This is a genomic window from Microbacterium sp. bgisy189 (assembly GCF_965345345.1).
Classification (GTDB): Bacteria; Actinomycetota; Actinomycetes; order Actinomycetales; family Microbacteriaceae; genus Microbacterium.
Map to the genome: position 1 here is coordinate 570882 of NZ_CBDRMZ010000001.1, position 19501 is coordinate 590382.

At 69.3% G+C, this 19501-nt stretch carries 23 protein-coding genes; 14 read left to right on the forward strand and 9 right to left on the reverse strand.

The window, feature by feature from the left end; translation table 11 throughout:
* Positions 1 to 75: 75 nt before the first annotated feature.
* Together ACSF8R_RS02720 and ACSF8R_RS02725 are read right to left on the reverse strand one after the other, a co-directional pair.
* On the reverse strand, positions 76 to 414 hold the full coding sequence (locus ACSF8R_RS02720; RefSeq protein ID WP_434810294.1) for a DUF2200 domain-containing protein: 339 nt from the start codon (positions 412 to 414) through the stop codon (positions 76 to 78).
* A gap of 17 nt (positions 415 to 431) precedes the next feature.
* A complete protein-coding gene (locus ACSF8R_RS02725) occupies positions 432 to 980 on the reverse strand; it encodes a helix-turn-helix domain-containing protein (RefSeq protein ID WP_434810296.1) in 549 nt (182 codons plus the stop codon).
* A 65-nt stretch (positions 981 to 1045) separates the two neighbouring features.
* Here ACSF8R_RS02725 and ACSF8R_RS02730 point away from each other — a divergent pair, with 65 nt between their 5' ends.
* From ACSF8R_RS02730 to ACSF8R_RS02760, 7 genes are all read left to right on the forward strand, one after another.
* Positions 1046 to 1789, forward strand: a complete 744-nt coding sequence (locus ACSF8R_RS02730; protein WP_434810297.1) for an AzlC family ABC transporter permease — start codon at positions 1046 to 1048, stop codon at positions 1787 to 1789.
* A complete protein-coding gene (locus ACSF8R_RS02735) occupies positions 1786 to 2100 on the forward strand; it encodes an AzlD domain-containing protein (protein ID WP_434810298.1) in 315 nt (104 codons plus the stop codon). The genes ACSF8R_RS02730 and ACSF8R_RS02735 overlap by 4 nt, the downstream gene beginning before the upstream one ends.
* 37 nt (positions 2101 to 2137) lie before the next feature.
* Positions 2138 to 2527, forward strand: coding sequence for a DUF6113 family protein (locus ACSF8R_RS02740; RefSeq protein ID WP_434810300.1), 390 nt, complete (start codon positions 2138 to 2140; stop codon positions 2525 to 2527).
* A 9-nt stretch (positions 2528 to 2536) separates the two neighbouring features.
* Positions 2537 to 2857 carry a ferredoxin gene (gene fdxA / locus ACSF8R_RS02745; RefSeq protein WP_434810301.1) on the forward strand — a complete coding sequence of 107 codons (321 nt, stop codon included), beginning with the start codon at positions 2537 to 2539 and terminating at the stop codon, positions 2855 to 2857.
* A complete protein-coding gene (gene dapC, locus ACSF8R_RS02750; protein ID WP_434810302.1) occupies positions 2858 to 3967 on the forward strand; it encodes a succinyldiaminopimelate transaminase in 1110 nt (369 codons plus the stop codon).
* A 115-nt stretch (positions 3968 to 4082) separates the two neighbouring features.
* Positions 4083 to 5351 carry a citrate synthase gene (locus ACSF8R_RS02755; protein WP_434810389.1) on the forward strand — a complete coding sequence of 423 codons (1269 nt, stop codon included), beginning with the start codon at positions 4083 to 4085 and terminating at the stop codon, positions 5349 to 5351.
* Positions 5352 to 5450: 99 nt separating this feature from the next.
* A complete protein-coding gene (locus ACSF8R_RS02760) occupies positions 5451 to 7055 on the forward strand; it encodes an L-lactate permease (RefSeq protein WP_434810303.1) in 1605 nt (534 codons plus the stop codon).
* Between the two features lie 15 nt (positions 7056 to 7070).
* Here ACSF8R_RS02760 and dapD read toward each other — a convergent pair whose 3' ends face one another.
* A complete protein-coding gene (gene dapD / locus ACSF8R_RS02765; RefSeq protein ID WP_434810304.1) occupies positions 7071 to 8015 on the reverse strand; it encodes a 2,3,4,5-tetrahydropyridine-2,6-dicarboxylate N-succinyltransferase in 945 nt (314 codons plus the stop codon).
* 44 nt (positions 8016 to 8059) lie between these two features.
* Between dapD and dapE the strand changes: the two genes are divergently transcribed.
* The 3 genes from dapE (at position 8060) to ACSF8R_RS02780 (ending at position 10575) form a co-directional block, all read left to right on the forward strand.
* Complete coding sequence (gene dapE / locus ACSF8R_RS02770; RefSeq protein ID WP_434810305.1) at positions 8060 to 9133, forward strand: succinyl-diaminopimelate desuccinylase; 1074 nt, start codon at positions 8060 to 8062, stop codon at positions 9131 to 9133.
* Positions 9115 to 10314, forward strand: coding sequence for a hypothetical protein (locus ACSF8R_RS02775; RefSeq protein ID WP_434810306.1), 1200 nt, complete (start codon positions 9115 to 9117; stop codon positions 10312 to 10314). Before dapE ends, ACSF8R_RS02775 begins: the two co-directional genes overlap by 19 nt.
* An 87-nt stretch (positions 10315 to 10401) precedes the next feature.
* Complete coding sequence (locus ACSF8R_RS02780) at positions 10402 to 10575, forward strand: DUF3117 domain-containing protein (protein ID WP_076690416.1); 174 nt, start codon at positions 10402 to 10404, stop codon at positions 10573 to 10575.
* A gap of 81 nt (positions 10576 to 10656) precedes the next feature.
* Here the strand turns inward: ACSF8R_RS02780 and ACSF8R_RS02785 are convergent, their stop codons facing one another.
* Positions 10657 to 11292, reverse strand: coding sequence for an O-methyltransferase (locus ACSF8R_RS02785; RefSeq protein ID WP_434810308.1), 636 nt, complete (start codon positions 11290 to 11292; stop codon positions 10657 to 10659).
* 70 nt (positions 11293 to 11362) lie between these two features.
* On the opposite strand from ACSF8R_RS02785, the gene ACSF8R_RS02790 reads away from it, so the two are divergent.
* Positions 11363 to 11728, forward strand: a complete 366-nt coding sequence (locus tag ACSF8R_RS02790) for a twin-arginine translocase TatA/TatE family subunit (RefSeq protein WP_434810309.1) — start codon at positions 11363 to 11365, stop codon at positions 11726 to 11728.
* Here ACSF8R_RS02790 and ACSF8R_RS02795 read toward each other — a convergent pair whose 3' ends face one another.
* Genes ACSF8R_RS02795 through ACSF8R_RS02805 form a run of 3 tightly spaced genes read right to left on the reverse strand, consistent with a single transcriptional unit; the run spans position 11729 to position 14669 of the window.
* On the reverse strand, positions 11729 to 12868 hold the full coding sequence (locus ACSF8R_RS02795) for an Mrp/NBP35 family ATP-binding protein (protein WP_434810310.1): 1140 nt from the start codon (positions 12866 to 12868) through the stop codon (positions 11729 to 11731).
* Positions 12865 to 13395 carry a DUF1003 domain-containing protein gene (locus tag ACSF8R_RS02800; protein WP_434810311.1) on the reverse strand — a complete coding sequence of 177 codons (531 nt, stop codon included), beginning with the start codon at positions 13393 to 13395 and terminating at the stop codon, positions 12865 to 12867. Before ACSF8R_RS02800 ends, ACSF8R_RS02795 begins: the two co-directional genes overlap by 4 nt.
* Positions 13395 to 14669 carry a magnesium transporter MgtE N-terminal domain-containing protein gene (locus ACSF8R_RS02805; protein ID WP_434810312.1) on the reverse strand — a complete coding sequence of 425 codons (1275 nt, stop codon included), beginning with the start codon at positions 14667 to 14669 and terminating at the stop codon, positions 13395 to 13397. The genes ACSF8R_RS02800 and ACSF8R_RS02805 overlap by 1 nt, the downstream gene beginning before the upstream one ends.
* A 61-nt stretch (positions 14670 to 14730) precedes the next feature.
* Here ACSF8R_RS02805 and ACSF8R_RS02810 point away from each other — a divergent pair, with 61 nt between their 5' ends.
* Positions 14731 to 15303 carry a general stress protein gene (locus tag ACSF8R_RS02810; RefSeq protein WP_434810390.1) on the forward strand — a complete coding sequence of 191 codons (573 nt, stop codon included), beginning with the start codon at positions 14731 to 14733 and terminating at the stop codon, positions 15301 to 15303.
* The gene (locus ACSF8R_RS02815) at positions 15300 to 15998 is read left to right on the forward strand and encodes an alpha/beta hydrolase family protein (RefSeq protein ID WP_434810313.1); all 699 of its coding nucleotides are present in this window, start codon (positions 15300 to 15302) and stop codon (positions 15996 to 15998) included. Before ACSF8R_RS02810 ends, ACSF8R_RS02815 begins: the two co-directional genes overlap by 4 nt.
* Before the next feature lie 51 nt (positions 15999 to 16049).
* Here the strand turns inward: ACSF8R_RS02815 and ACSF8R_RS02820 are convergent, their stop codons facing one another.
* On the reverse strand, positions 16050 to 17468 hold the full coding sequence (locus ACSF8R_RS02820) for an aminopeptidase P family protein (RefSeq protein ID WP_434810314.1): 1419 nt from the start codon (positions 17466 to 17468) through the stop codon (positions 16050 to 16052).
* Between the two features lie 31 nt (positions 17469 to 17499).
* Positions 17500 to 18534 carry an endonuclease/exonuclease/phosphatase family protein gene (locus ACSF8R_RS02825; protein ID WP_434810315.1) on the reverse strand — a complete coding sequence of 345 codons (1035 nt, stop codon included), beginning with the start codon at positions 18532 to 18534 and terminating at the stop codon, positions 17500 to 17502.
* Positions 18535 to 18599: 65 nt separating this feature from the next.
* On the opposite strand from ACSF8R_RS02825, the gene ACSF8R_RS02830 reads away from it, so the two are divergent.
* Entirely contained in the window at positions 18600 to 19469 is an 870-nt protein-coding gene (locus ACSF8R_RS02830) for a PHP domain-containing protein (protein ID WP_434810316.1), read from the forward strand.
* The last annotated feature ends 32 nt before the right edge of the window (positions 19470 to 19501 follow it).

Sequence of the window (19501 nt, forward strand, 5' to 3'; positions counted from 1 at the left end):
TTTCCGCGAACCCTGACGGTTTGCTCGTGCAAAGTGTGGGGGTTCGCGCATTCTCTGAGGGTTCGGCGGGGTGTGTCAGCGCAGAATTTTCTCCATCGCCTTGCCGCGTGCCAGTTCGTCGACGAGCTTGTCCATGAAGCGGATCTTCTGCATGAGCGGGTCTTCGATCTGCTCGACGCGGATGCCGCAGATCACGCCCGTGATCTGGTCGGCGCGCGGGTTGAGCGTCGCGGCGGCGAAGAAGTCGGCCAGGGTCGTCTTGGCGTCGAGGTGTCCGCGCAGCGCGTCAGCGTCGAATCCCGTGAGCCACGTGAGGACTTCATCGAGCTCGGCTTGCGTACGGCCCTTCTTCTCGACCTTCTGGATGTAGAGGGGGTAGATCGATGCAAAGGGCATGCCGAAGATGCGGTGCATGCCAGCAGGCTAACCCGTCAGCGGACCTCGGACAGCAGCACCGCCGAGGTGCCCGGCTCGAGCGCCTCGAAGACATGACCCGCGTCGCCCGCATAGCGCAGGTAGTCGCCGACGTGCAGTGTGAACGGCTCGTCGGCGGGGCCGACGTTCGCGCTGCCGGTGATGATCACGACGTGTTCGGTCGTGCCGTGGCTGTGGGGTGCCGAGCGCCTGGGGGAGCCGGGTTCGGCGCGCAGCACGTACAGGTCGCTTCGGGCGTTCGGTGCACCGGCGGCCAGCAGCAGTGCCTCGTACGGTGCGTCCGCAGCCCGGACCGCGGAGCCGTCGGAGGCTCGGATGAGCTGCGGCGCGTCCAGGCGGTCCTCCACGAACACCGAGAACGGCACGTCGAGTGCGGTGGCGATCGCCCACAGCGTCTCGACGCTCGGGTTGCCGCTGCCGCTCTCGAGTTGCGACACGGTCGCCTTCGAGACGTTCGAGCGCCGGGCGAGCTCGGACACGCTCAGCCCCGCTCGCTCGCGTTCGCGTCGCAGCGCGGTGGCGATCCGGGGTCCGAGAGCATCCATCTGTTCATTATGACAAACACCCGGCAGGTTTGACGAACGACGTCACCTCGTTCATCATGTTGATCATGCGTTCGTCAGATCAGCCGGGGGAGACGCGTCGCGCGTGGCGTGACGCGATCGGCGTCGCATTGGCGACGAGCGCGTACGGGGTGTCGTTCGGCGCGCTGGCCGTCGCGGCAGGGCTCGACGTGTGGCAGACCTGCGTGCTGAGCCTGCTCATGTTCACGGGCGGCTCGCAGTTCGCCTTCGTCGGCGTGATCGCCGGCGGGGGACTGGCGGCGGCCCCCGCCGCGATCGCCTCGTCTGCGCTGCTGGGCGTGCGCAACGTCGCCTACGGGCTGCGGATGTCGCCCGTGATCGGCCCGGGCGCGCTGCGTCGTACCGCCGCCGCGCAGTTCACCATCGACGAATCGACCGCGGTCTCGCTCGCCCAGACGACGCCGCGGGCCCGACTGGTGGGCTTCTGGGCGACCGGGCTCGGCATCTACCTGGGCTGGAACCTGTTCACCCTCGTCGGCGCGCTGCTGGGCGACGTGCTCGGCGACGTGCGGGCGTATGGACTGGATGCCGCCGCAGCGGCCGCGTTCCTCGCGTTGCTGTGGCCACGGCTGCGCGAACGGCAGGCGATCGCGGTCGGGATCGCCGCCGCTGTGGTCGCCACGGTCACCACCCCGCTGCTGATGCCGGGGATGCCGGTGCTGGTCGCCGCGCTGGTCGCCGTCGTCGTCGGCTGGACGAACTGGCTGGGACGCCGCGAGGCACCGGCCCCGGAACCGGACGACGTCCCGGAGCGGGAAGGACTGCCGTGACCCTGTGGAACGCCGTGCTGCTGGCGTCGATCATCTGCGTGGGGCTGAAGGGCGTCGGCTACCTGATCCCACCGGCCTGGTTCGAGCAGCCGACCCCTGCGCGCATCACCGATCTGCTCACGGTGGCGCTGTTGGCGGCCCTCGTCGCCGTCCAGACGCTCGGCGTCGGGCAGGCCGTGGTCGTCGATGCCCGGATGCCGGCTCTGTTGGTTGCGGCGGGGCTGTTGTTGCTGCGAGCACCCTTCCTCGTCGTGGTCGTCGCGGCAGCCGCCGTCGCCGCACTGTTGCGCCTTTGGGGCTGGGCGGCGTGACGGGCGACCGCACGGCGCGCCGCGTACGATGGCAGGCGTGAAGGGTTCGTGGGCGAAGGTCGTGTCCTGGGTCGTCGCGGCCGTGATCGGCGCGGTGTTCGGCGTGGCGGGCACGATCGGGCAGTCGTCGTTCGTGGGCCCAGTTCCCGTCGGCCTGCTCGTCGCGATCATCGGCACGGGGGCGCTCCTGCTGGCAGTGCGGCTCCTCACGGAAGATCGCTGGGCCGCAGTCGCGACCGGTGCCGGGGCGATGCTCGCAACGCTCGTCTTCTCCGGCCGAGGGCCGGGCGGTTCGGTCGTCGTGCCGGCGCCCGAGTCGGGTGAACTGTCGACCGGCGTCATCTGGACGATCGCCGTTCCGCTCATGGTCGGCATCATCGCCGCATGGCCGTCGCGGGCGACACCCGCACCGGAGCGCACGAACTAGACTGGCCGGGTGACGTATGTGATCGCCCTGCCGTGTGTCGATGTGAAGGACCGTGCGTGCATCGACGAGTGTCCCGTCGATTGCATCTACGAGGGTGAGCGTTCGCTCTACATCCACCCCGACGAGTGCGTCGACTGCGGTGCGTGCGAGCCGGTGTGCCCCGTCGAGGCGATCTACTACGAAGACGACCTGCCCGACGAGTGGCAGGACTACTACACCGCCAACGTCGACTTCTTCGACGACATCGGCTCGCCCGGCGGTGCCGCGAAGGTCGGCGTCATCAAGAAGGACCACCCGATCATCGCCGCCCTCCCGCCCCAGGGCGAGTAGATGGGCGTCCGCGACCTCGCCGACTACCCCTGGGATGCCGTCGCGCCTTACGCGGAGCGCGCGCGCCGTCACCCGGACGGCATCGTCGACCTGTCGATCGGGTCGCCCGTCGACGCGACGCCGACGATCGTCGCCGAAGCGTTGAAGGCTGCGACCGACGCGCACGCCTATCCGCAGACCGTCGGAACCTCGGCGCTGCGAAGCGCCATCGTCGACTGGTTCGCCCGGCGCCGCGGCGTCCACGGACTGCAACCGGCCAACGTCCTCCCGACGATCGGTTCGAAAGAGCTCGTCGCGCTGCTGCCCCTGCTGCTCGGGCTCGGCCCGGGCGACACGGTTGTCCACCCGCGAGCCGCCTACCCGACGTACGAGGTCGGTGCGCGGCTGGTCGGGGCGCAACCGGTCGCGGCCGACGATCCCTCGTCGTGGCCGGACGGGACGCGGCTGGTCTGGATCAATTCGCCCGGCAATCCCGACGGCCGCGTCCTGTCGGTCGATGAGCTGCGTGCCGCCGTCGCACGGGCCCGCGAACTCGGCGCCGTGATCGCCTCGGACGAGTGCTACGCCGAGCTCGGCTGGGACGGCCCCTGGGCGCACGAACCCGTGCCGAGCATGTTGGATCCGCGCGTCGTCGGAACCGACCTCACGGGTGTGCTGGCCGTCTACTCGCTGAGCAAGCAGTCCAACCTCGCCGGTTACCGCGCCGCGTTCCTCGCGGGCGATGCGGCGATCGTCGCCAAGCTGCTGACCGCCCGAAAGCACCTCGGCCTCATGCTGCCGGCGCCTGTCCAGGCGGCAATGGCGGTCGCGCTCGGCGATGACGCGCACGTCGAACAGCAGAAGGAGCGCTACCGGACGCGCCGCGACATCCTTCGTCCCGCTGTCGAGGCCGCGGGGTTCCGCATCGACCACAGCGAAGGCGGCCTCTACCTGTGGGCGACGCGCGGCGAAGACGCGTGGCAGAGCCTCGATGTGCTCGCCGACCTCGGCATCCTCGCCGGTCCCGGCCACTTCTACGGTGAGCACCACCCGCAGCACGTGCGGTTCTCGCTCACGGCGACGGATGAGCGGATAGCCGAGGCGGCCCGCAGGCTGTCGGCATCCTCCTAAGGATCCTGCGATCCTTTGGCGTGGATCTGCATAGGACGATCGGCCCGATAGGCTGTAATCGCACCAATACGGACGACCGCAAGGAGGCTTCGTGAGCGACACGGGCACCCCCCAGATGGCTACCGTCGCAATCGGCGACAAGCGCGCCGAGTTGCCGATCGTTCCCGGTACGGGCGGCGTCCCGAGCGTCGACTTCTCGACCTTCACCCGGCAGACGGGCCACACTGCGCTTGACTACGGCTTCGTGAATACGGCGGCGACCAAGTCGGCGATCACCTACATCGACGGCGACCAGGGCATCCTGCGCTACCGCGGGTACCCGATCGAACAGCTCGCGAAGAACTCGACCTACCTCGAGATCGCGTGGCTGCTGCTCTACGGCGAACTGCCCACTGCCGACGAGTTGGCCGCGTTCGACGAGCGCATCCGCCGTCACACCCTGCTGCACGAAGACCTCAAGCGCTTCTTCTCGGCGCTGCCGTCGACTGCGCACCCCATGTCGATGCTGTCTGCGGCGACGGCCGCGCTGTCGACGTACTACGAGCACCAGTCAGACCCCAACGACCCCGAGCATGTCGAGCTGAACACGATCCGCCTGCTCGCGAAGCTGCCGGTGATCGCCGCGTATGCGCACAAGAAGAGCATCGGTCAGGCCTTCCTGTACCCCGACAACTCGCTCAGCTTCGTCGACAACTTCCTCAAGCTGAACTTCGGCGTCCTCGCCGAGCCCTACGAGGTCGACCCGGTCATGTCCCGCGCGCTCGAGCGACTGCTGATCCTGCATGAGGATCACGAGCAGAACGCCTCGACGTCGACGGTGCGACTGGTCGGCTCGACCGGTGCCAACCAGTTCTCGTCGATTTCGGCCGGCATCAACGCGCTCTACGGGCCGCTGCACGGCGGCGCCAACGAGGCTGTCCTCGACATGCTCGCGCGCATCCGCGACTCCGGCGAGAGCGTCGAGCGGTTTGTCGAGCGGGTCAAGAACAAGGAAGACGGCGTGAAGCTCATGGGCTTCGGGCACCGCGTCTACAAGAACTACGATCCGCGGGCCAAGCTCGTCAAGGAATCGGCGGACGAGGTGCTCGAGGCGCTGGGCGTCAGCGACCCGCTGCTCGACCTCGCCAAGCAGCTCGAAGAGATCGCGCTCAACGACGACTACTTCAGGGAGCGTCGCCTCTACCCGAACGTCGACTTCTACACCGGCGTCATCTACAAGGCGATGGGCTTTCCGACGCGCATGTTCACGGTGCTGTTCGCGATCGGCCGCCTGCCTGGCTGGCTCGCCCACTGGCGCGAGATGCAGAACGACCCGCAGACCAAGATCGGCCGGCCCCAGCAGCTCTACACGGGTGCCGCCGAACGCCAGTACCCGGGCGCCTGACCGCCCGGATTTCTCACGGTCCGAGACCTGATCCTCCGCACGCAGGCGTCGATAGCCTGTGCATGACGGCGCCGCCGTGCGTCGAGTGCGGGGGAGACGATGTGGGTTGCGCAGACTGATCCGCTCGGGAACGCGTGGCTGTCGGCCCTGCTGGCCGCGGCCCCCATTCTCGTGTTCCTGCTGTGCCTGGTGGCGCTGCGCATGCGCGGACTCTGGGCGGGAGTCATCGCTCTCGTGGTGCAGGTCGTGGTCGCAGCCGCGGGGTTCGGCATGCCTGCCTCTGCAATCACCGGTGCCGGCTTGCTCGGGCTGCTGACGGCCCTCTGGCCGATCGCGTACATCATCGTCATGGCGGTTTGGCTGTACAAACTCGCTGTCGCCAGTGGCCGTTTCGATGTGATCCGATCATCGATCGCCGGCGTCTCGCCCGACCAGCGCATCCAGGTGCTGCTCATCAGCTTCGGTTTCGGCGCGTTCCTCGAAGGCGCGGCCGGATTCGGCGTGCCGATCGCGATCTGCGCGGCGCTGCTCGTGCAGCTCGGCTTCCGCCCCGTGAAGGCGGCGATGCTCTCGCTCGTGGCCAACGCGGGTGCCGGCGCGTACGGCGCCATCGGCATCCCGGTCATCGTCGGTGCGCAGGTGAGCGGCATGGACGTGCAGGAACTGTCCCGCGCCCTCGTCGTCATTCTGCAGCCGCTCACGCTGCTGATCCCGTTCGTGCTCGTGCTGATCCTCGACGGGTGGCGCGGGCTTCGCGAGACGTGGCCTGCGACGCTGACCGTGACCGTGGTCTTCAGCGGGCTGCAGGCGGGTGTCCTGTGGTTCCTGGGCCCGGAGCTTGCAGACCTGAGCGCAGGCCTTGGCGCGATGGTCGCCGTCTTCGCGCTCGGCCGGGTCTGGCGTCCGAAGCGGATCTTCCGCGAGCCCGGCGCGCCGGAGCCTTCGGTTGCGAGGCACACGTTCCGCGAGGTCGTGACGGCGTGGAGCCCGTTCTACGTGCTGACCGCCGTCATCCTCGTGTGGAGCCTGCCCGCCTTCAAGACACTGTTCGCGGCTGGGGGAGCGCTCGGGTGGGCTGTGGCAGCGGTACCGGTTCCGGGGCTCACCGGCGCGATCGCGTCGGCGGCGGGGGAGACGGTCACAGCGACGTGGGCGTTCACCCCGCTGAACGCAACCGGCACCGCGATCCTCGTCGCGGCGGTGATCACGGCGCTCACGACTGCGACGATCACGTGGCGCATGGCGTGGCGCGAGATGGTGGCGACGGTGGGGGAGCTGTGGCAGGCGGTCGCACTCATCGCGATCATCCTTGTGCTCGCGAACATCGCCAACTACTCCGGCGGCTCCGCCACGATGGGGACGGCGATCGCCGCCGTCGGTCCGGTGTTCCCGCTGATCGCGTCGATCATCGGGTGGATCGGGGTCTTCCTCACCGGATCAGTGGTCAACAACAACACCCTGTTCGCCCCGCTGCAGGTCGTGACGGCGGGCGAGCTGGGCGTCGCGCCGGCGACCCTGGTCGCTGCGAACACGGCGGGCGGCACGACCGCCAAGGTGATCTCGCCGCAGTCGATCGCGATCGCCGCGGGCGCCGTCGGCCTCTCGGGCCGAGAGTCCGAGATCCTCCGAGCCGCGATCGGCTACAGCCTCGGCATGCTCGCGTTCCAGTGCGTGTGGACGTGGGTGCTCAGCGGCCTGGTTTGACGGCGACGGTCCCGCTCAGGCGTGGAGCGCTTCGTTGAGCGTGACGCCCACGCCCTGACGGCGGACGGCCTCGATGGCGCCGGTGAGCGAATTGCGGCGGAACAGGATGCCGGACTGCCCCGACAGCTCGCCACCCTTCACGACCGGGCGCGAACCGTCGGCGCGCACTGGCTCGTCGGCGAGGACGATCTTCGACCCCGCCGTGACGTACAGGCCCGCCTCGACGATGCAGTCGTCACCGAGCGAGATGCCGATACCGGCGTTGGCGCCCAGCAGCGTGCGGGCGCCGATCGCGACACGGTGGCTGCCGCCGCCCGAGAGCGTGCCCATGATGGAGGCGCCGCCGCCGATGTCGCTGCCGTCGCCAACGACGACACCCTGTGAGATGCGGCCCTCGACCATCGAAGACCCGAGGGTGCCGGCGTTGAAGTTCACGAATCCTTCGTGCATGACGGTCGTGCCGGGGGCGAGGTGGGCGCCGAGGCGCACCCGCGAGGCGTCGGCGATGCGCACACCGGCCGGCGTCACGTAGTCGACCAGACGCGGGAACTTGTCGAGGCTGTGCACCTGGATGCCGGCGCGCACGAGCGCCGGGCGGAGCCGCTCGGCGTCGGAGGGAAGGATCGGTCCGGCCGTCGACCACGCCACGATCGGAAGGTGCCCGAAGATGCCGTCGAGGTTCACCTCGTTCGGGGCGACCAGCAGATGCGACAGCGCGTGCAGGCGGAGGTAGGCGTCGGAGGTGCCGGTGGGAGCGGCATCCAAATCGATCTCGACCGTCACCACCTGCACGGACACGTTGCGTCGCTCATCGGCGACGGCGAAGGCGTCGAGCGCCGTCGTGTCGGGATCTGCAGGGGCTCGTCCCACCGTCGGAGCGGGGAACCAGGTGTCGAGGACCGTCCCGTCGCCGCTCGTCGTCGCCAGACCCGTACCCCACACCCAACGCTGCTCACTCATCCCTCCAGATTATCGGCCCGGGCGCCCTGGCTAGACTCGATGACATGCGCCTCGATCTCACCGCTTCGGCCGTCGACCTCACCCGCGCGATCTGCGACATCCCGAGTGTCTCGGGCGATGAGCAGGTGCTCGCCGATGCCATCCACGAGGCGCTCGCACCCCTCGCGCATCTCGAGGTGTATCGGGACGGCGACACGATCGTGGCCCGGACGTCGCTCGGGCGCGCGCAGCGCGTCGTCATCGCCGGCCACATCGACACCGTGCCGATCAACGCGAACCTGCCGCTCCGTGACATCGAGATCGAGGGCGTTCCGCACCTGTGGGGGCGTGGCACCGTCGACATGAAGGCGGGGGTCGCGGTACAGCTGAAACTCGCCGCCGAACTCACAGACCCCGTCGTCGACATCACCTGGATGTGGTACGACCACGAAGAGGTGGATGCCGAGCTCAACGGGCTCAACCGACTCTCCGCGGCCCGACCTGACCTGTTCGAGGGAGACTTCGCAATCCTCGGCGAGCCCTCCAATGGGGAGGTCGAGGGAGGCTGCAACGGCAATCTGCGTGCCGTCGTGAGCACGACCGGCGTGCGTTCACACAGCGCGCGGTCGTGGATCGGTGAGAACGCCATTCACAAGGCGGCGCCGATTCTCGCGCGCCTCGCCGAGTACCGTCCCCGCGAAGTCGATGTCGAGGGACTGGTCTACCGCGAAGGTCTCAACGCGGTTCGCATCAGCGGCGGTGTCGCGGGCAACGTCATTCCCGACGCGTGCGAGATCGAAGTCAACTACCGGTTCGCGCCCAGCCGTGACCTCTCCGAGGCCGAGCAGCACGTTCGCGACGTCTTCGCAGGGTTCGATGTGCGAATCACAGACCGCGCCGCCGGTGCGCGTCCGGGGCTCGATGCCGAAATCGCGAAGCAGTTCGTCACCGCAGTCGGCGCCCAGCCTCGACCCAAGTACGGCTGGACGGATGTCGCGCGCTTCTCTGCGATGGGTGTTCCTGCCGTCAACTATGGTCCGGGTGACCCCCACCTGGCGCACCACGACGAAGAGCGCGTGCCGATCGCGCAGATCGACGACGTCGAACGCGGTCTGCGCGCGTGGCTGAGCGGCGCCTGACCCCGCAGGTCGTCCTGCGCATCGCGCTCGTCTACCTTTCGGCGCGACTGGTCACGACCGGCTTCTTTCTCCTCGCGGCGAACCTTTCGGGGCCTGCATCCCGCTTCGGCGAGCACGCCACCCTCGGCGATCTGTTGATGGGATGGGATGCGCAGTGGTACTGGCTCGTCGCCGAGTCCGGCTATCCGTCGGAGCTGCCCAGATCGGACGACGGCGTCGTCGAGCAGAACGCGTGGGCGTTCATGCCGCTCTACCCGTATCTCGCGAAGGCCCTGTCGCTGCCCTTCGGAGGGTTCTACCCGCCCGCAGCCATCCTCGTCTCGCTCGTCGCGGGATTCCTCGCATGCCTCGCGCTGTATGTGCTGCTGCGCGACAGGCTCGACGCCGACGCGACCCTGTGGGCGGTCGTGTTCTTCGCCGCCGGTCCGCTTGCGGCGCTGTTCCAGGTGGGGTATGCCGAGTCGCTGTTTCTGCTGTGGCTGCTGCTCGCCCTCATCGCGCTGCGTCGCCGCAGCTGGTGGTGGCTGTATGCACTGATCCCGCTCATGGGATACACACGCCCGGGTGTGCTCGCGTTCTCACTGCTGTTGGCGCTGTACGGCATCTGGCGGTTTTTCCGGCGCAGCCGTGACCCCCTGCCGGTTCGTGACGTCGTGCACATCGTCGCGCTGGGGTTGCTCGCCGCAGCCGTCGGCTTCTCATGGCAGGTGATCGCCGCTGTCGTGACCGGCGACCCCGGGGCATATCTCGAGACCGAGCTGTCGTGGCGTCGCGCGTGGACGGGTGCCCACGAGGCGGGCTTCGTCCCATTCGAGGGGTGGATCCAGGCCGCAGGCATCTGGTTCCCGCTGTGGGGTCTGCCCGCCTGGCTCGGCGTCGTCTTGCTTGTCGTGCTGGGCGGTGGGGCGGCGGCCCTCCTGCTCTGGCACCGTGACGTGCGGCGCCTCGGCGTCGTCATGAGATTGTGGGCGGCGTCATATCTGATCTACCTGCTCGCGGTGTTCTTTCCCCAGTCGAGTCTGTTCCGACTGCTCGTGCCGCTCGCGCCCTTGAGCGGTGCGCTCGCCGCGCCGCGCCATCCGGCTTGGCGGATCGGCGTGCTCGTCGCGTGTCTCGGCGCGCAGTGGTGGTGGATCTTCAACATGTACGCGCAGGGGAACACGTACATGCAGATACCGTGATCTGACAGCGTGCGTCATCGGCTGCGCGACGATGCCCCGTGAACCCGGGTAAACTTGAAATGCAGTCCGAAGACGAAAGGGAACGCTATGGCAGCCATGAAGCCGCGCACGGGGGACGGACCTATGGAGGCCGTGAAGGAGGGGCGCCTGATCATCGTTCGCGTGCCTCTCGAGGGCGGAGGCCGTCTCGTCGTTTCGGTGAACGATGAGGAAGCCAAGGAGCTCCACGGTGTCCTCGGTGAGGTCGTCGGCGCAGCCTGACGATGACCCACCAGGTGGCGGCCGGTCTTCGGACCGGCCGTTCGTCGTTTCCCGGCGACGGCTGGAGCGGATGCCGCAGACTCAGCGGCCGCCGACGCTCGTCAGCTGCAGCAGCCCCTCGCCCGTGATCGACAGTGCTCCGAGGACGGCAGGCGATGCCTGGGTCTCGTGGATGAGGGAGCGGTAGGCGCTCACGATGGGGTCGCGCTTGACGGGATCGGCGACGGCGCCGCCGGCGAGCACCCGCGGCACGAGCACGGTTCCACCGACTCGGGCCAGCCGCAGGCCGTGCTCGACGTATTCGATCACGTTCTCGGGGTCGGCGTCGACGAGCACGATGTCGTACGACGCCTCGTTCATGCGGGGGAGGACGTCGGCGGCGCGCCCCGTGATGAACCTGGCGCGTGCCGGTGCGATCCGAGCGTCCTGGAAAGCCTTGCGGGCGGCTGCGAGGTGCTCGGGCTCCTTGTCGATCGTCGTGAGGGTTGCGCGGGGCGAGCCGTGCAGCAGCCACAGGCCTGAGACACCGCCGCCGGTGCCGATCTCGACGATGTTCAACGCGGCCGTCGCGGCCGCCAGCACGGCGATCTGGGCGCCGACGGTCGGGCTGACCGGATCGGCGCCGAGCTCGAGCGCGTGGGCGCGCGCTCGACTGATCGCGTCGGGTTCGACCGTCGCCTCGTCGGCGAAGCGCCGGATCGCGTCGTGTTCGCGCATGAGAACCTCCACGCCCAGCGTACGGCCGAGTGCGGCATCCGCACGCCAGGCGCACGGGTAACCTGGACGCATGTTCTTCGGTCTCGATGGGGAGAAGCTCATCCTCATCCTCGTGGTGGCCGTCCTGCTGGTCGGCCCCGAACGGCTGCCTCGCTATGCCGAGGCGCTCGGCCGCTTCACCGTGCGCGCACGCGACTGGCTCAACGGAGCGAAGACCCGGGTCCGAGATGAGATGGGCGACGACATCGAGTGGCGCAAACTCGACCCGCGCCAGTACGACCCGCGTCGCATCATCCGCGATGCGCTCCTCGATGACGCGCCCGTTCCGACGGTGCAGGCGGCAGTCGTCGGCACCGCCGTCGCGAAGACCTCGACGCACCCGCCGAAGGCCGAGGTCGCGGAGGGCTCGGTGCCCTTCGACACCGAGGCGACCTGATCAGCGGGGGGCGACGGGAAGGGAGCGGCCCGCGAGGCCGCGGGGGCGCGTCGTCAGCGCCGTCGCGATCGCGGTGATCGCCCGCGCCGCCGGATCGTCGGGATCGCCGACGACGATCGGCACGCCGGAGTCACCGCCCGCGCGCAGGCCGGGGGAGAGCGGCACACTGCCCAGCAGCGGCACCTCGGCATCGGGTGACGACAGCGAGCGAGCGACCTCGGCGCCGCCACCCGAGCCGAACAGGTCGAGCACGGTCCCGTCGGACAGGGTCATGGCTGCCATGTTCTCGACGACGCCGATGACGCGCTGTCCCGTCTGACGGGCCACCTCGCCGCTTCGCACCGCGACGTCGGACGCCGCCGATTGCGGCGTCGTGACGACGAGCACATCGGCATGGGGGAGCAGTTGGCCCACCGAGATCGCGACGTCACCGGTTCCCGGCGGCATGTCGATCAGCAGCAGGTCGAGGTCGCCGAAGAACACATCGGTGAGGAACTGCTGCACCGTCCGGTGGAGCATCGGGCCACGCCATGCGACGGCCGAGGCGGTGGCGTCAGGCGGCAGGAACATGCCGATCGAAATCGTCTTCACGCCGTGCGCGACCGGCGGCAGCATGAGGTCATCGATGCGTGTGGGCTGCGGCGGTCTCCCGTCAGGACCGTTGAGACCGAGCAGCCCAGGAATCGAGAACCCGTGCACGTCCGCGTCGATGAGTCCGACGCGAAGTCCGGATCGAGCAGCCGCGACGGCGAGCCCTGCCGTCAGTGTGGACTTGCCGACACCCCCCTTGCCGCTCGTGACCGCCACGACGCGAGTCAGCGAATCAGGTCCGAACGGCATCTGGCGGGCGGGTCGGCCATCACGCAGCTTCTCGGTGAGCGCGCGGCGCTCCTCGCCGGTCATGACGCCGACCTCGACCTCGACGTCGGTGATCCCGTCGACGGATGCCGCGGCATCCCGCACGTCGCGCTCGATGCGGTCGGCGGCGGGGCAGCCGACGATCGTCAGCACGATGCCGACGTGTGCGACCGCGCCATCGACCCGGATGCCGCGCACCATGTCGAGTTCGCCGATCGGGCGGCGAAGCTCGGGGTCCGTCACGGCCGCGACGGCGCGCCGGACGGCTTCATCGGCGGTCACGACGGCGATTCCCCGGCGTCGTCGCCTTCGCGACGCACGTTCTCGATGAGCTCTCGCAGCTCTTCACGCAGCATGTCGCGGGTCACGAGGTGTTCCGACACCTCGGTGAGCGCCATCCGCAACGCGACGACCTCGCGTGCCAGGTACTCGGTGTCGGCGAGGTTGCGTTCGGCTCGTTGTCGGTCCTGTTCGATCTGCACGCGGTCGCGGTCGTCCTGTCGGTTCTGGGCGAGCAGGATGAGGGGCGCGGCGTACGAGGCCTGCAGCGACAGCATGAGCGTGAGCGCCGTGAACCCGAGCGCGGCATCGTCGAAGCGCAGGTTCGCCGGGGCGACCGTGTTCCACAGGATCCACGCGACGCAGAAGCCCGTCAGGATCAGCAGAAAGGCTGGGGTGCCCATCGCCCGTGCAATCCACTCCGTGAAGCGGCCGAACCGGTCGCGACTGGGCTGTGATGTGCGGGTGAGCACACCGGCTCGCCGACGACCGCGGGGCGCGTCGAGGGCGACTTTCGGTGCCCGGGCCATCACGAGCGTGCACTCCGCGTCGGGGCGGCCGGCGCCGGGGAGCCGTCATGGGAGCGCCAGTCCTTCGGCAGCAGGTAGTCGAGCATGTCGTCGACACTGACGGCGCCTACGAGGCGGTGCGCCTGATCGACGACGGGCAGTGAGACGAGGTCGTAGCTCGCCAGCAGGCGCGCGACCTCCGCGGCCGGTGCGGTTGCCTGCACGGCGTCGACGTCGTCGTCGATGATCGCACCCAGCCGCTCGTGCGGCGGGTAGCGCAGCATCCGCTGGAAGTGCACGGTGCCGAGCAGTCTGCCGGTCGGTGTCTCGTACGGGGGCAGCGTCACGAACACCGACGCGGCCAGGGCCGGGTGCAGTTCGTGACGGCGGATGAGCGCGAGCGCCTCGGCGACCGTCGCATCGGCGGGAAGGACGATCGGCTCGCTCGTCATGAGGCCGCCCGCGGTGTCGGCGCCGTACTTCAGCAGTTCGCGGACATCTTCGGCCTCTTCGGGCTGCATGAGCTCGAGCAGCTCCTCGCGCTGCTCCTCGGTGAGCTGCGCGAGCACATCGGCGGCGTCGTCGGGCTCCATCTGGTCGAGGATGTCTGCTGCGCGCTCATCGCCGAGCGCTTCGAGGATGTGGACCTGCTCTTCTTCGGGCATCTCTTCGAGGGCGTCGGCGAGACGGTCGTCAGGAAGCTCTTCGGCGACCTCGAGCAGCCGCTCCTCGGGCAGGTCGAGCAGGGTGTTCGCGAGGTCGGCCGGCTTGAGTTCGGAGTAGGTCGCGACCAACTGCTCGGCTGACTGCGCCTCGCCGGGAGCCTGGTCCTCGCGCACCGCAGACCAGGCGGCGAACGTCGTCGGCCCCTTCGCGAACGGGGCGCCGCTGGTCTTCGGCCGTCGCAGGAAGAGCTGTCCGATGTCCCATTCGCCGAGCCGGTTGCGCTCGATCGCGACGTCTTCGATGACGGCCTGACCGGAGCCGTCGTTGAGGTAGACCTTGCGGCCGATCATCTCGGCCATGACGCGCACCTCACCGCCGCGCTGCTGGAAGCGGCGCACGTTGATGAGACCCGTCGTGATGACCTGACCGGTGGCGATGGAGGTGACCCTGCCGATGGAGAGGAACACATGACGTCGGCCGGGAATCTCGACGACGAGACCGACGACGCGCGGCGGGTCGTCTTTTCGATAGATGACGACGACATCCCGGACCTTGCCGAGCCGGTCGCCCGCGGGGTCGAAGACCGAGCACCCTGTCAGGCGCGCGACGAAAACCCTCTGCGTACTCACCCGACCAGCGTAGTCCGCCCGTGATCGCCTGGCGGGTGCGTGACACAATGGTGCCGTGAGCATGATGGGCGGCGCGCCGCAGGACCACGGCGAGACGATCGCCGACTTCGCCTCGTACGAGGGTGCGCAGCAGGCCGTCTCGAAGCTGATCGAGGCCGAGATCCCCGCGAAGGACATCGCGATCGTCGGACGGGGTCTGCGATCGGTCGAGCGCGTGACCGGACGTCTCGGCTACGCCGCGGCGGCGCGGTCGGGTGCGATCAACGGCATCCTGCTGGGTCTGCTGTTCTCGGCGATCTTCGTGCTGGGCACGCCGAACGCTGCGTTGCAGGTGTTCATCGGCGTCATGCTTGTCGGCATCGCCCTCGGCATGCTGATGAGCATCATCACGTACTCGATCATCCGGCGTCGTCGGGACTACACCTCGATCACGCAGATGATCGCCGAAGACTACGAGGTCACGGTGCTGCCGCGCAGTCTCGCTCGTGCGCGCGAGGTTCTCGGGCGGGCACAGGCGGCCGCGCAGCCGGCCGCGCCCGCACCCATCGACGACGCACCGCCGCAGTACGGGGAGCGGATCACCGACGCACATCCGGCACCGGAGCCCGCGCCCGACGAGGACCGACCGGCGTGAGCGAGTACTCCGAGCCCACCCACACGCTTCCGGTGCCGTTACCGGCCGGCGTCGTGGAGGTGCCGGTCACGACCTACGTCGCCGCCGACTCGTGGGCCGTGCTCGCGCTCGCACATGGCGCGGGAGCCGGACGCAACCACCCCTTCATGGTCGGATTCGCCCGGGCCGCCGCCGAGGCCGGAGTCACGACCGTGACGTTCGACTTTCCGTACCGCGTCGCGGGTCGCCGGATGCCGGGCCCCGCCGCCCACGCGATCGCCGCCTGGGACGCCGTCGCCGGACACGCCGCGTCGCTCGCGGAACAGGGTGTCTGGTTCGCCGCGGGCAAGTCCTACGGCGGGCGGATGGCGTCGATGGCGGCCGCCGAGGGGCGGATCGCTCCCGCCGGCCTCGCATATCTCGGCTACCCCCTGCACCCGCCGGGCGACCCCGAGAAGGCGCGAACGGCGCACCTGCCCGACATCACCCAGCCGCAGCTGTTCGTCGAGGGCTCGAACGACCCGTTCATTCATCCGCTCACCCAACTCGAGGAGGCGGTCGCGGCGTGCCGCGACGCCGAGATCTCGTGGGTGACCGGCGGCGGCCATTCCTTCGAGATCAAGGGTGCGAAGCGCCCCGCCGACGAGGTCGGTGCCGGGCTGGCCGTGCGCGTCGTGGAGTGGATGCGCGCGATCGCTCAGCGGCCCGCGGCGTAGCCGGCGCTCCCGCGAGGGCTCGCCGCCGAGCGCGGTCGCCTCGCTTCTGCGTCACGGCGCGGCGTTCGCCCGCGCGATCCAGGCCTCGACCTCGTCGGCCGTGCGCGGGATGTCAGCCGACAGGTTCACTGGGCCGTCCACCGTCATGAGGATGTCGTCCTCGATGCGCACCCCGATGCCGCGGTACTCCTCGGGCACCGTGAGGTCGTCGATCTGGAAGTACAGTCCCGGTTCGATCGTGAACACCATGCCCGGTTCGAGCAGGCCGTCGTAGTACATCTCGCGGCGTGCCTGCGCGCAGTCGTGGACGTCGATGCCGAGGTGGTGACTCGTGCCGTGCACCATGTAGCGGCGGTGCTGCCCACCCGCATCGGCATCGAGTGCCTCCTCGGCAGTCACCGGCAGCAGCCCCCACTCGGCCACGCGCGCCGCGATCACCTGCATCGCGGCTTCGTGCACGGCGCGGAACTTCACGCCCGGTACGGCAGCCGCGAACGCGGCATCGGCCGCTTCGCGCACCGTCTCGTAGATGCGGCGCTGGATGTCGGTGAACGTGCCCGACACCGGCAGCGTGCGGGTGATGTCGGCGGTGTACAGGCTGTCGACCTCGACGCCGGCGTCGACGAGGATCAGGTCGCCGGGCACGACGGCGCCGTCGTTGCGCGTCCAGTGCAGGTAGCAGGCATGCGGGCCCGAGGCGGCGATCGTGTCGTAGCCTTCGCCGTTTCCGTCGGTGCGCGCACGCAGGTGGAAGACGCCTTCGACGGCGCGTTCGCCGCGCGGCGTGGCGACGATGCGGGGGAGGTCGGCGACGATGTCGTCGAACCCGCGCCCGGTGACCTCGACGGCGAGGCGCATCTGCTCGATCTCGTACTCGTCCTTCACGAGCCGAAGCTCGGACACGAATCCGGTGAGCGCGTCGTCCTCGTCGAGGACGACATCGCCCTCACGCGACTCGAACGCGTCGAGATGGGCCGTCGCGATGCCGAGGTCGGAGGCGACGCCCTCGAGGGCCGGGCGCGGACCGATCCAGAACTCGCCGACGGTGGCATCCGCGTAGAACTCGGGTGTCGTGCGGTCGGCGCGTTCGCGCAGATAGAGGGTCACGTCGTGGGCGTCGCCGTTCGGTTCGAACACGAGCACCGAGTCGGGGACCGCGTCGGCACCCCAGCCGGTGAGATGCGAGAACGCGGAGTGCGCGCGGAACGGGTAGTCGGTGTCGTTCGAGCGCTGCTTGAGCGAACCTGCCGGCAGGACGAGGCGCTTGCCGGTGAAGGCGGCCGAGACCACGTCGCGTCGCGCTGCGGCGTACGGAGCCTGCTCGCGCGGCGGCGGAAGCTGATCGGGACGTTCGGCCCATCCGGTCGAGATGGTGTCGAGGAATCCCCGGGGGAACGGCTGCCGGCGGTTCGTGTTCTCCTGCGGCGCCTGCTCGGTGTCGGCGATCGTGTCGCTTTCGCTGGTGCTCATGAGACCAGTCTCGCACCCCTGGCGTGCGCGGTCAGCCGGATGCCGGCTCGTACTGCACGATGAGCGGGCGGTGGTCGCTGCCCGCGGCATCTTGCGACCGCAGCACCACGGAGCCGGTCGCCACCCACGCATCCGTCGCCATCACGTGGTCGATCGGTGTGCCCAGCAGCGCGGGCACTTCGGTGGTCCACGTGCCGACGGCGCCGTTGCCCGTGTGCGCGGCGGCGTCGGTGCATCTGCCGAGCGTGCCGCCGTCGCTGCCGAGACGGTCCATGTGATCGACCGTGGCGTTGAAGTCTCCGGCGAGGATCACATTGTCGCTCGCGCATTGATCGGCGACCCACTGCAGGTCACCGCGCCACTGCGACATCGCGTCCTGCCGCGGAGCCACGGCATGCACCGCCACGACGATCGGACCTTCGCCGTCGACGGGCATCGCGACGACGCTCGGCACCGTTGACGTGTTCGTCGTGCCGGATGCCACGGACTCCACGACCGCGTAGTCCCCGAGGTCAGGAGAAATCAGCAGGGTCGTCGAGTTCGCGTCCCACTGCGCCCAGTCCTCGCGGTTGCGGTAGTCCTCGTGGTGGGCCCACATGGGGCGACCCATCTCGCGCATCGTGATCGCGACGGCCTCGCCGGTTTCGATCGTCGTCTCGGGCAGTGCCACGATGTCGGCCTGCATGGCGACGGCCGTCTGCGCGATCTCGGCAGGGTCGGTGGCTGCACCCGCCGTATTCCAGGTCATGACGCGAAGACTCGTGTCGGTGGCCGCAGGCAGCTCTTCGGTGCCGAGGCCACGCGCGACGAGGATGGCGGCGTTCGCGACGGCCGCCAACACGCAGATCGCGGCGATCGAGGCCGCGAAGGCGCGCAGCGGGCGCGCGATCGACAGCAGGAGTGCGACCACGAGGACGATCGCGAATGCGGCGAGCACGGCTGCGCGCACGGACACGATCTGGGCGAACGGCAGCGTGCGTTCCAGACGGAAGAACTGTGGCCAGGTCACGATCGCCGCGCCGATGGCGAACACCACCGTGACCAGGATCCCGAACAGCCGCAGCACGTGGGCGAGCCTATGTCAGCAGGCTGGGAGATCGACGCATGCGCCCGCCGCGATACGCTCGGCAGATGGCAGCGAACGCGCGGGGACGATTCCACGCTCCGGCCGATCTGCACCTGCACTCGGACCACTCCGACGGCACCGAACCGCCGGCGCAGGTGATGGCCTCTGCGCATGCCCACGGCATCCGCACCGCTGCGCTCACGGACCACGACACGACGTCTGGATGGGCCGAGGCGGCCGAGGCGGCCGCGTCGCTGGACATGACCTTCCTGCCCGGCATGGAGCTGTCCGCGCGACACGAGTGGCGCAGCGTGCACGTCCTCGGGTATCTGTTCGATCCGGATGACGAGGCCGTCCGTGCACTCACGACGCGAATCCGGGAGTCGCGCCTGACACGGGCGCGTGAGATGGCGGCGCGTCTTTCGCGTCACCACGATCTGACGTGGGAAGACATCGTGGGTCAGACCGCCGTCGGTGCGACGGTCGGCAGACCGCACATCGCCGACGCGCTCGTGGCGAAGGGCATCGTCCGCAATCGCGAAGACGCCTTCGCCACCGTGCTGCACCCCGGCAGCGAGTACTACGTCGCGCTGTACGCCCCCGATCCCGTCACTGCGGTCGCAACGATCGCTGAGGCCGGGGGCGTGCCGATCATCGCGCACCCTGCGGGACGCGCGGGTCTGCTGCCGTCGCGGTTGCTGTCGCGCATGCTCGATGCGGGGTTGGCCGGGTTCGAACTCGGCCACCGTGAGAACGTCCAACCCGCCCTCGGCACGCTGCAAGCGCTGGCACGAACGCGCGACCTCATCATCACCGGCTCCAGCGACTATCACGGCGCTGGAAAGCCGAATCTGCCGGGGGAGCACACCACGAGCGAGGACATGGTCGCGCGCATCATCGCCCGGGCCTCAGGCACAGCGCCGGTCTTCCCGTGAGTGCGCCGAAGACTCCGGATTCAGATCCGGTG

Bases quoted from the DNA above. Each gene is read 5' to 3' on its own strand.
- ACSF8R_RS02720 (WP_434810294.1), bottom strand. From the start codon at position 414: ATGCACCGCATCTTCGGCATGCCCTTTGCATCGATCTACCCCCTCTAC.
- ACSF8R_RS02725 (WP_434810296.1), bottom strand. From the start codon at position 980: ATGGATGCTCTCGGACCCCGGATCGCCACCGCGCTGCGACGCGAACGC.
- ACSF8R_RS02730 (WP_434810297.1), top strand. From the start codon at position 1,046: ATGCGTTCGTCAGATCAGCCGGGGGAGACGCGTCGCGCGTGGCGTGAC.
- dapC (WP_434810302.1), top strand. From the start codon at position 2,858: ATGGGCGTCCGCGACCTCGCCGACTACCCCTGGGATGCCGTCGCGCCT.
- ACSF8R_RS02755 (WP_434810389.1), top strand. From the start codon at position 4,083: ATGGCTACCGTCGCAATCGGCGACAAGCGCGCCGAGTTGCCGATCGTT.
- ACSF8R_RS02760 (WP_434810303.1), top strand. From the start codon at position 5,451: ATGTGGGTTGCGCAGACTGATCCGCTCGGGAACGCGTGGCTGTCGGCC.
- dapD (WP_434810304.1), bottom strand. From the start codon at position 8,015: ATGAGTGAGCAGCGTTGGGTGTGGGGTACGGGTCTGGCGACGACGAGC.
- dapE (WP_434810305.1), top strand. From the start codon at position 8,060: ATGCGCCTCGATCTCACCGCTTCGGCCGTCGACCTCACCCGCGCGATC.
- ACSF8R_RS02780 (WP_076690416.1), top strand. From the start codon at position 10,402: ATGGCAGCCATGAAGCCGCGCACGGGGGACGGACCTATGGAGGCCGTG.
- ACSF8R_RS02785 (WP_434810308.1), bottom strand. From the start codon at position 11,292: ATGCGCGAACACGACGCGATCCGGCGCTTCGCCGACGAGGCGACGGTC.
- ACSF8R_RS02790 (WP_434810309.1), top strand. From the start codon at position 11,363: ATGTTCTTCGGTCTCGATGGGGAGAAGCTCATCCTCATCCTCGTGGTG.
- ACSF8R_RS02800 (WP_434810311.1), bottom strand. From the start codon at position 13,395: ATGGCCCGGGCACCGAAAGTCGCCCTCGACGCGCCCCGCGGTCGTCGG.
- ACSF8R_RS02810 (WP_434810390.1), top strand. From the start codon at position 14,731: ATGATGGGCGGCGCGCCGCAGGACCACGGCGAGACGATCGCCGACTTC.
- ACSF8R_RS02820 (WP_434810314.1), bottom strand. From the start codon at position 17,468: ATGAGCACCAGCGAAAGCGACACGATCGCCGACACCGAGCAGGCGCCG.
- ACSF8R_RS02830 (WP_434810316.1), top strand. From the start codon at position 18,600: ATGGCAGCGAACGCGCGGGGACGATTCCACGCTCCGGCCGATCTGCAC.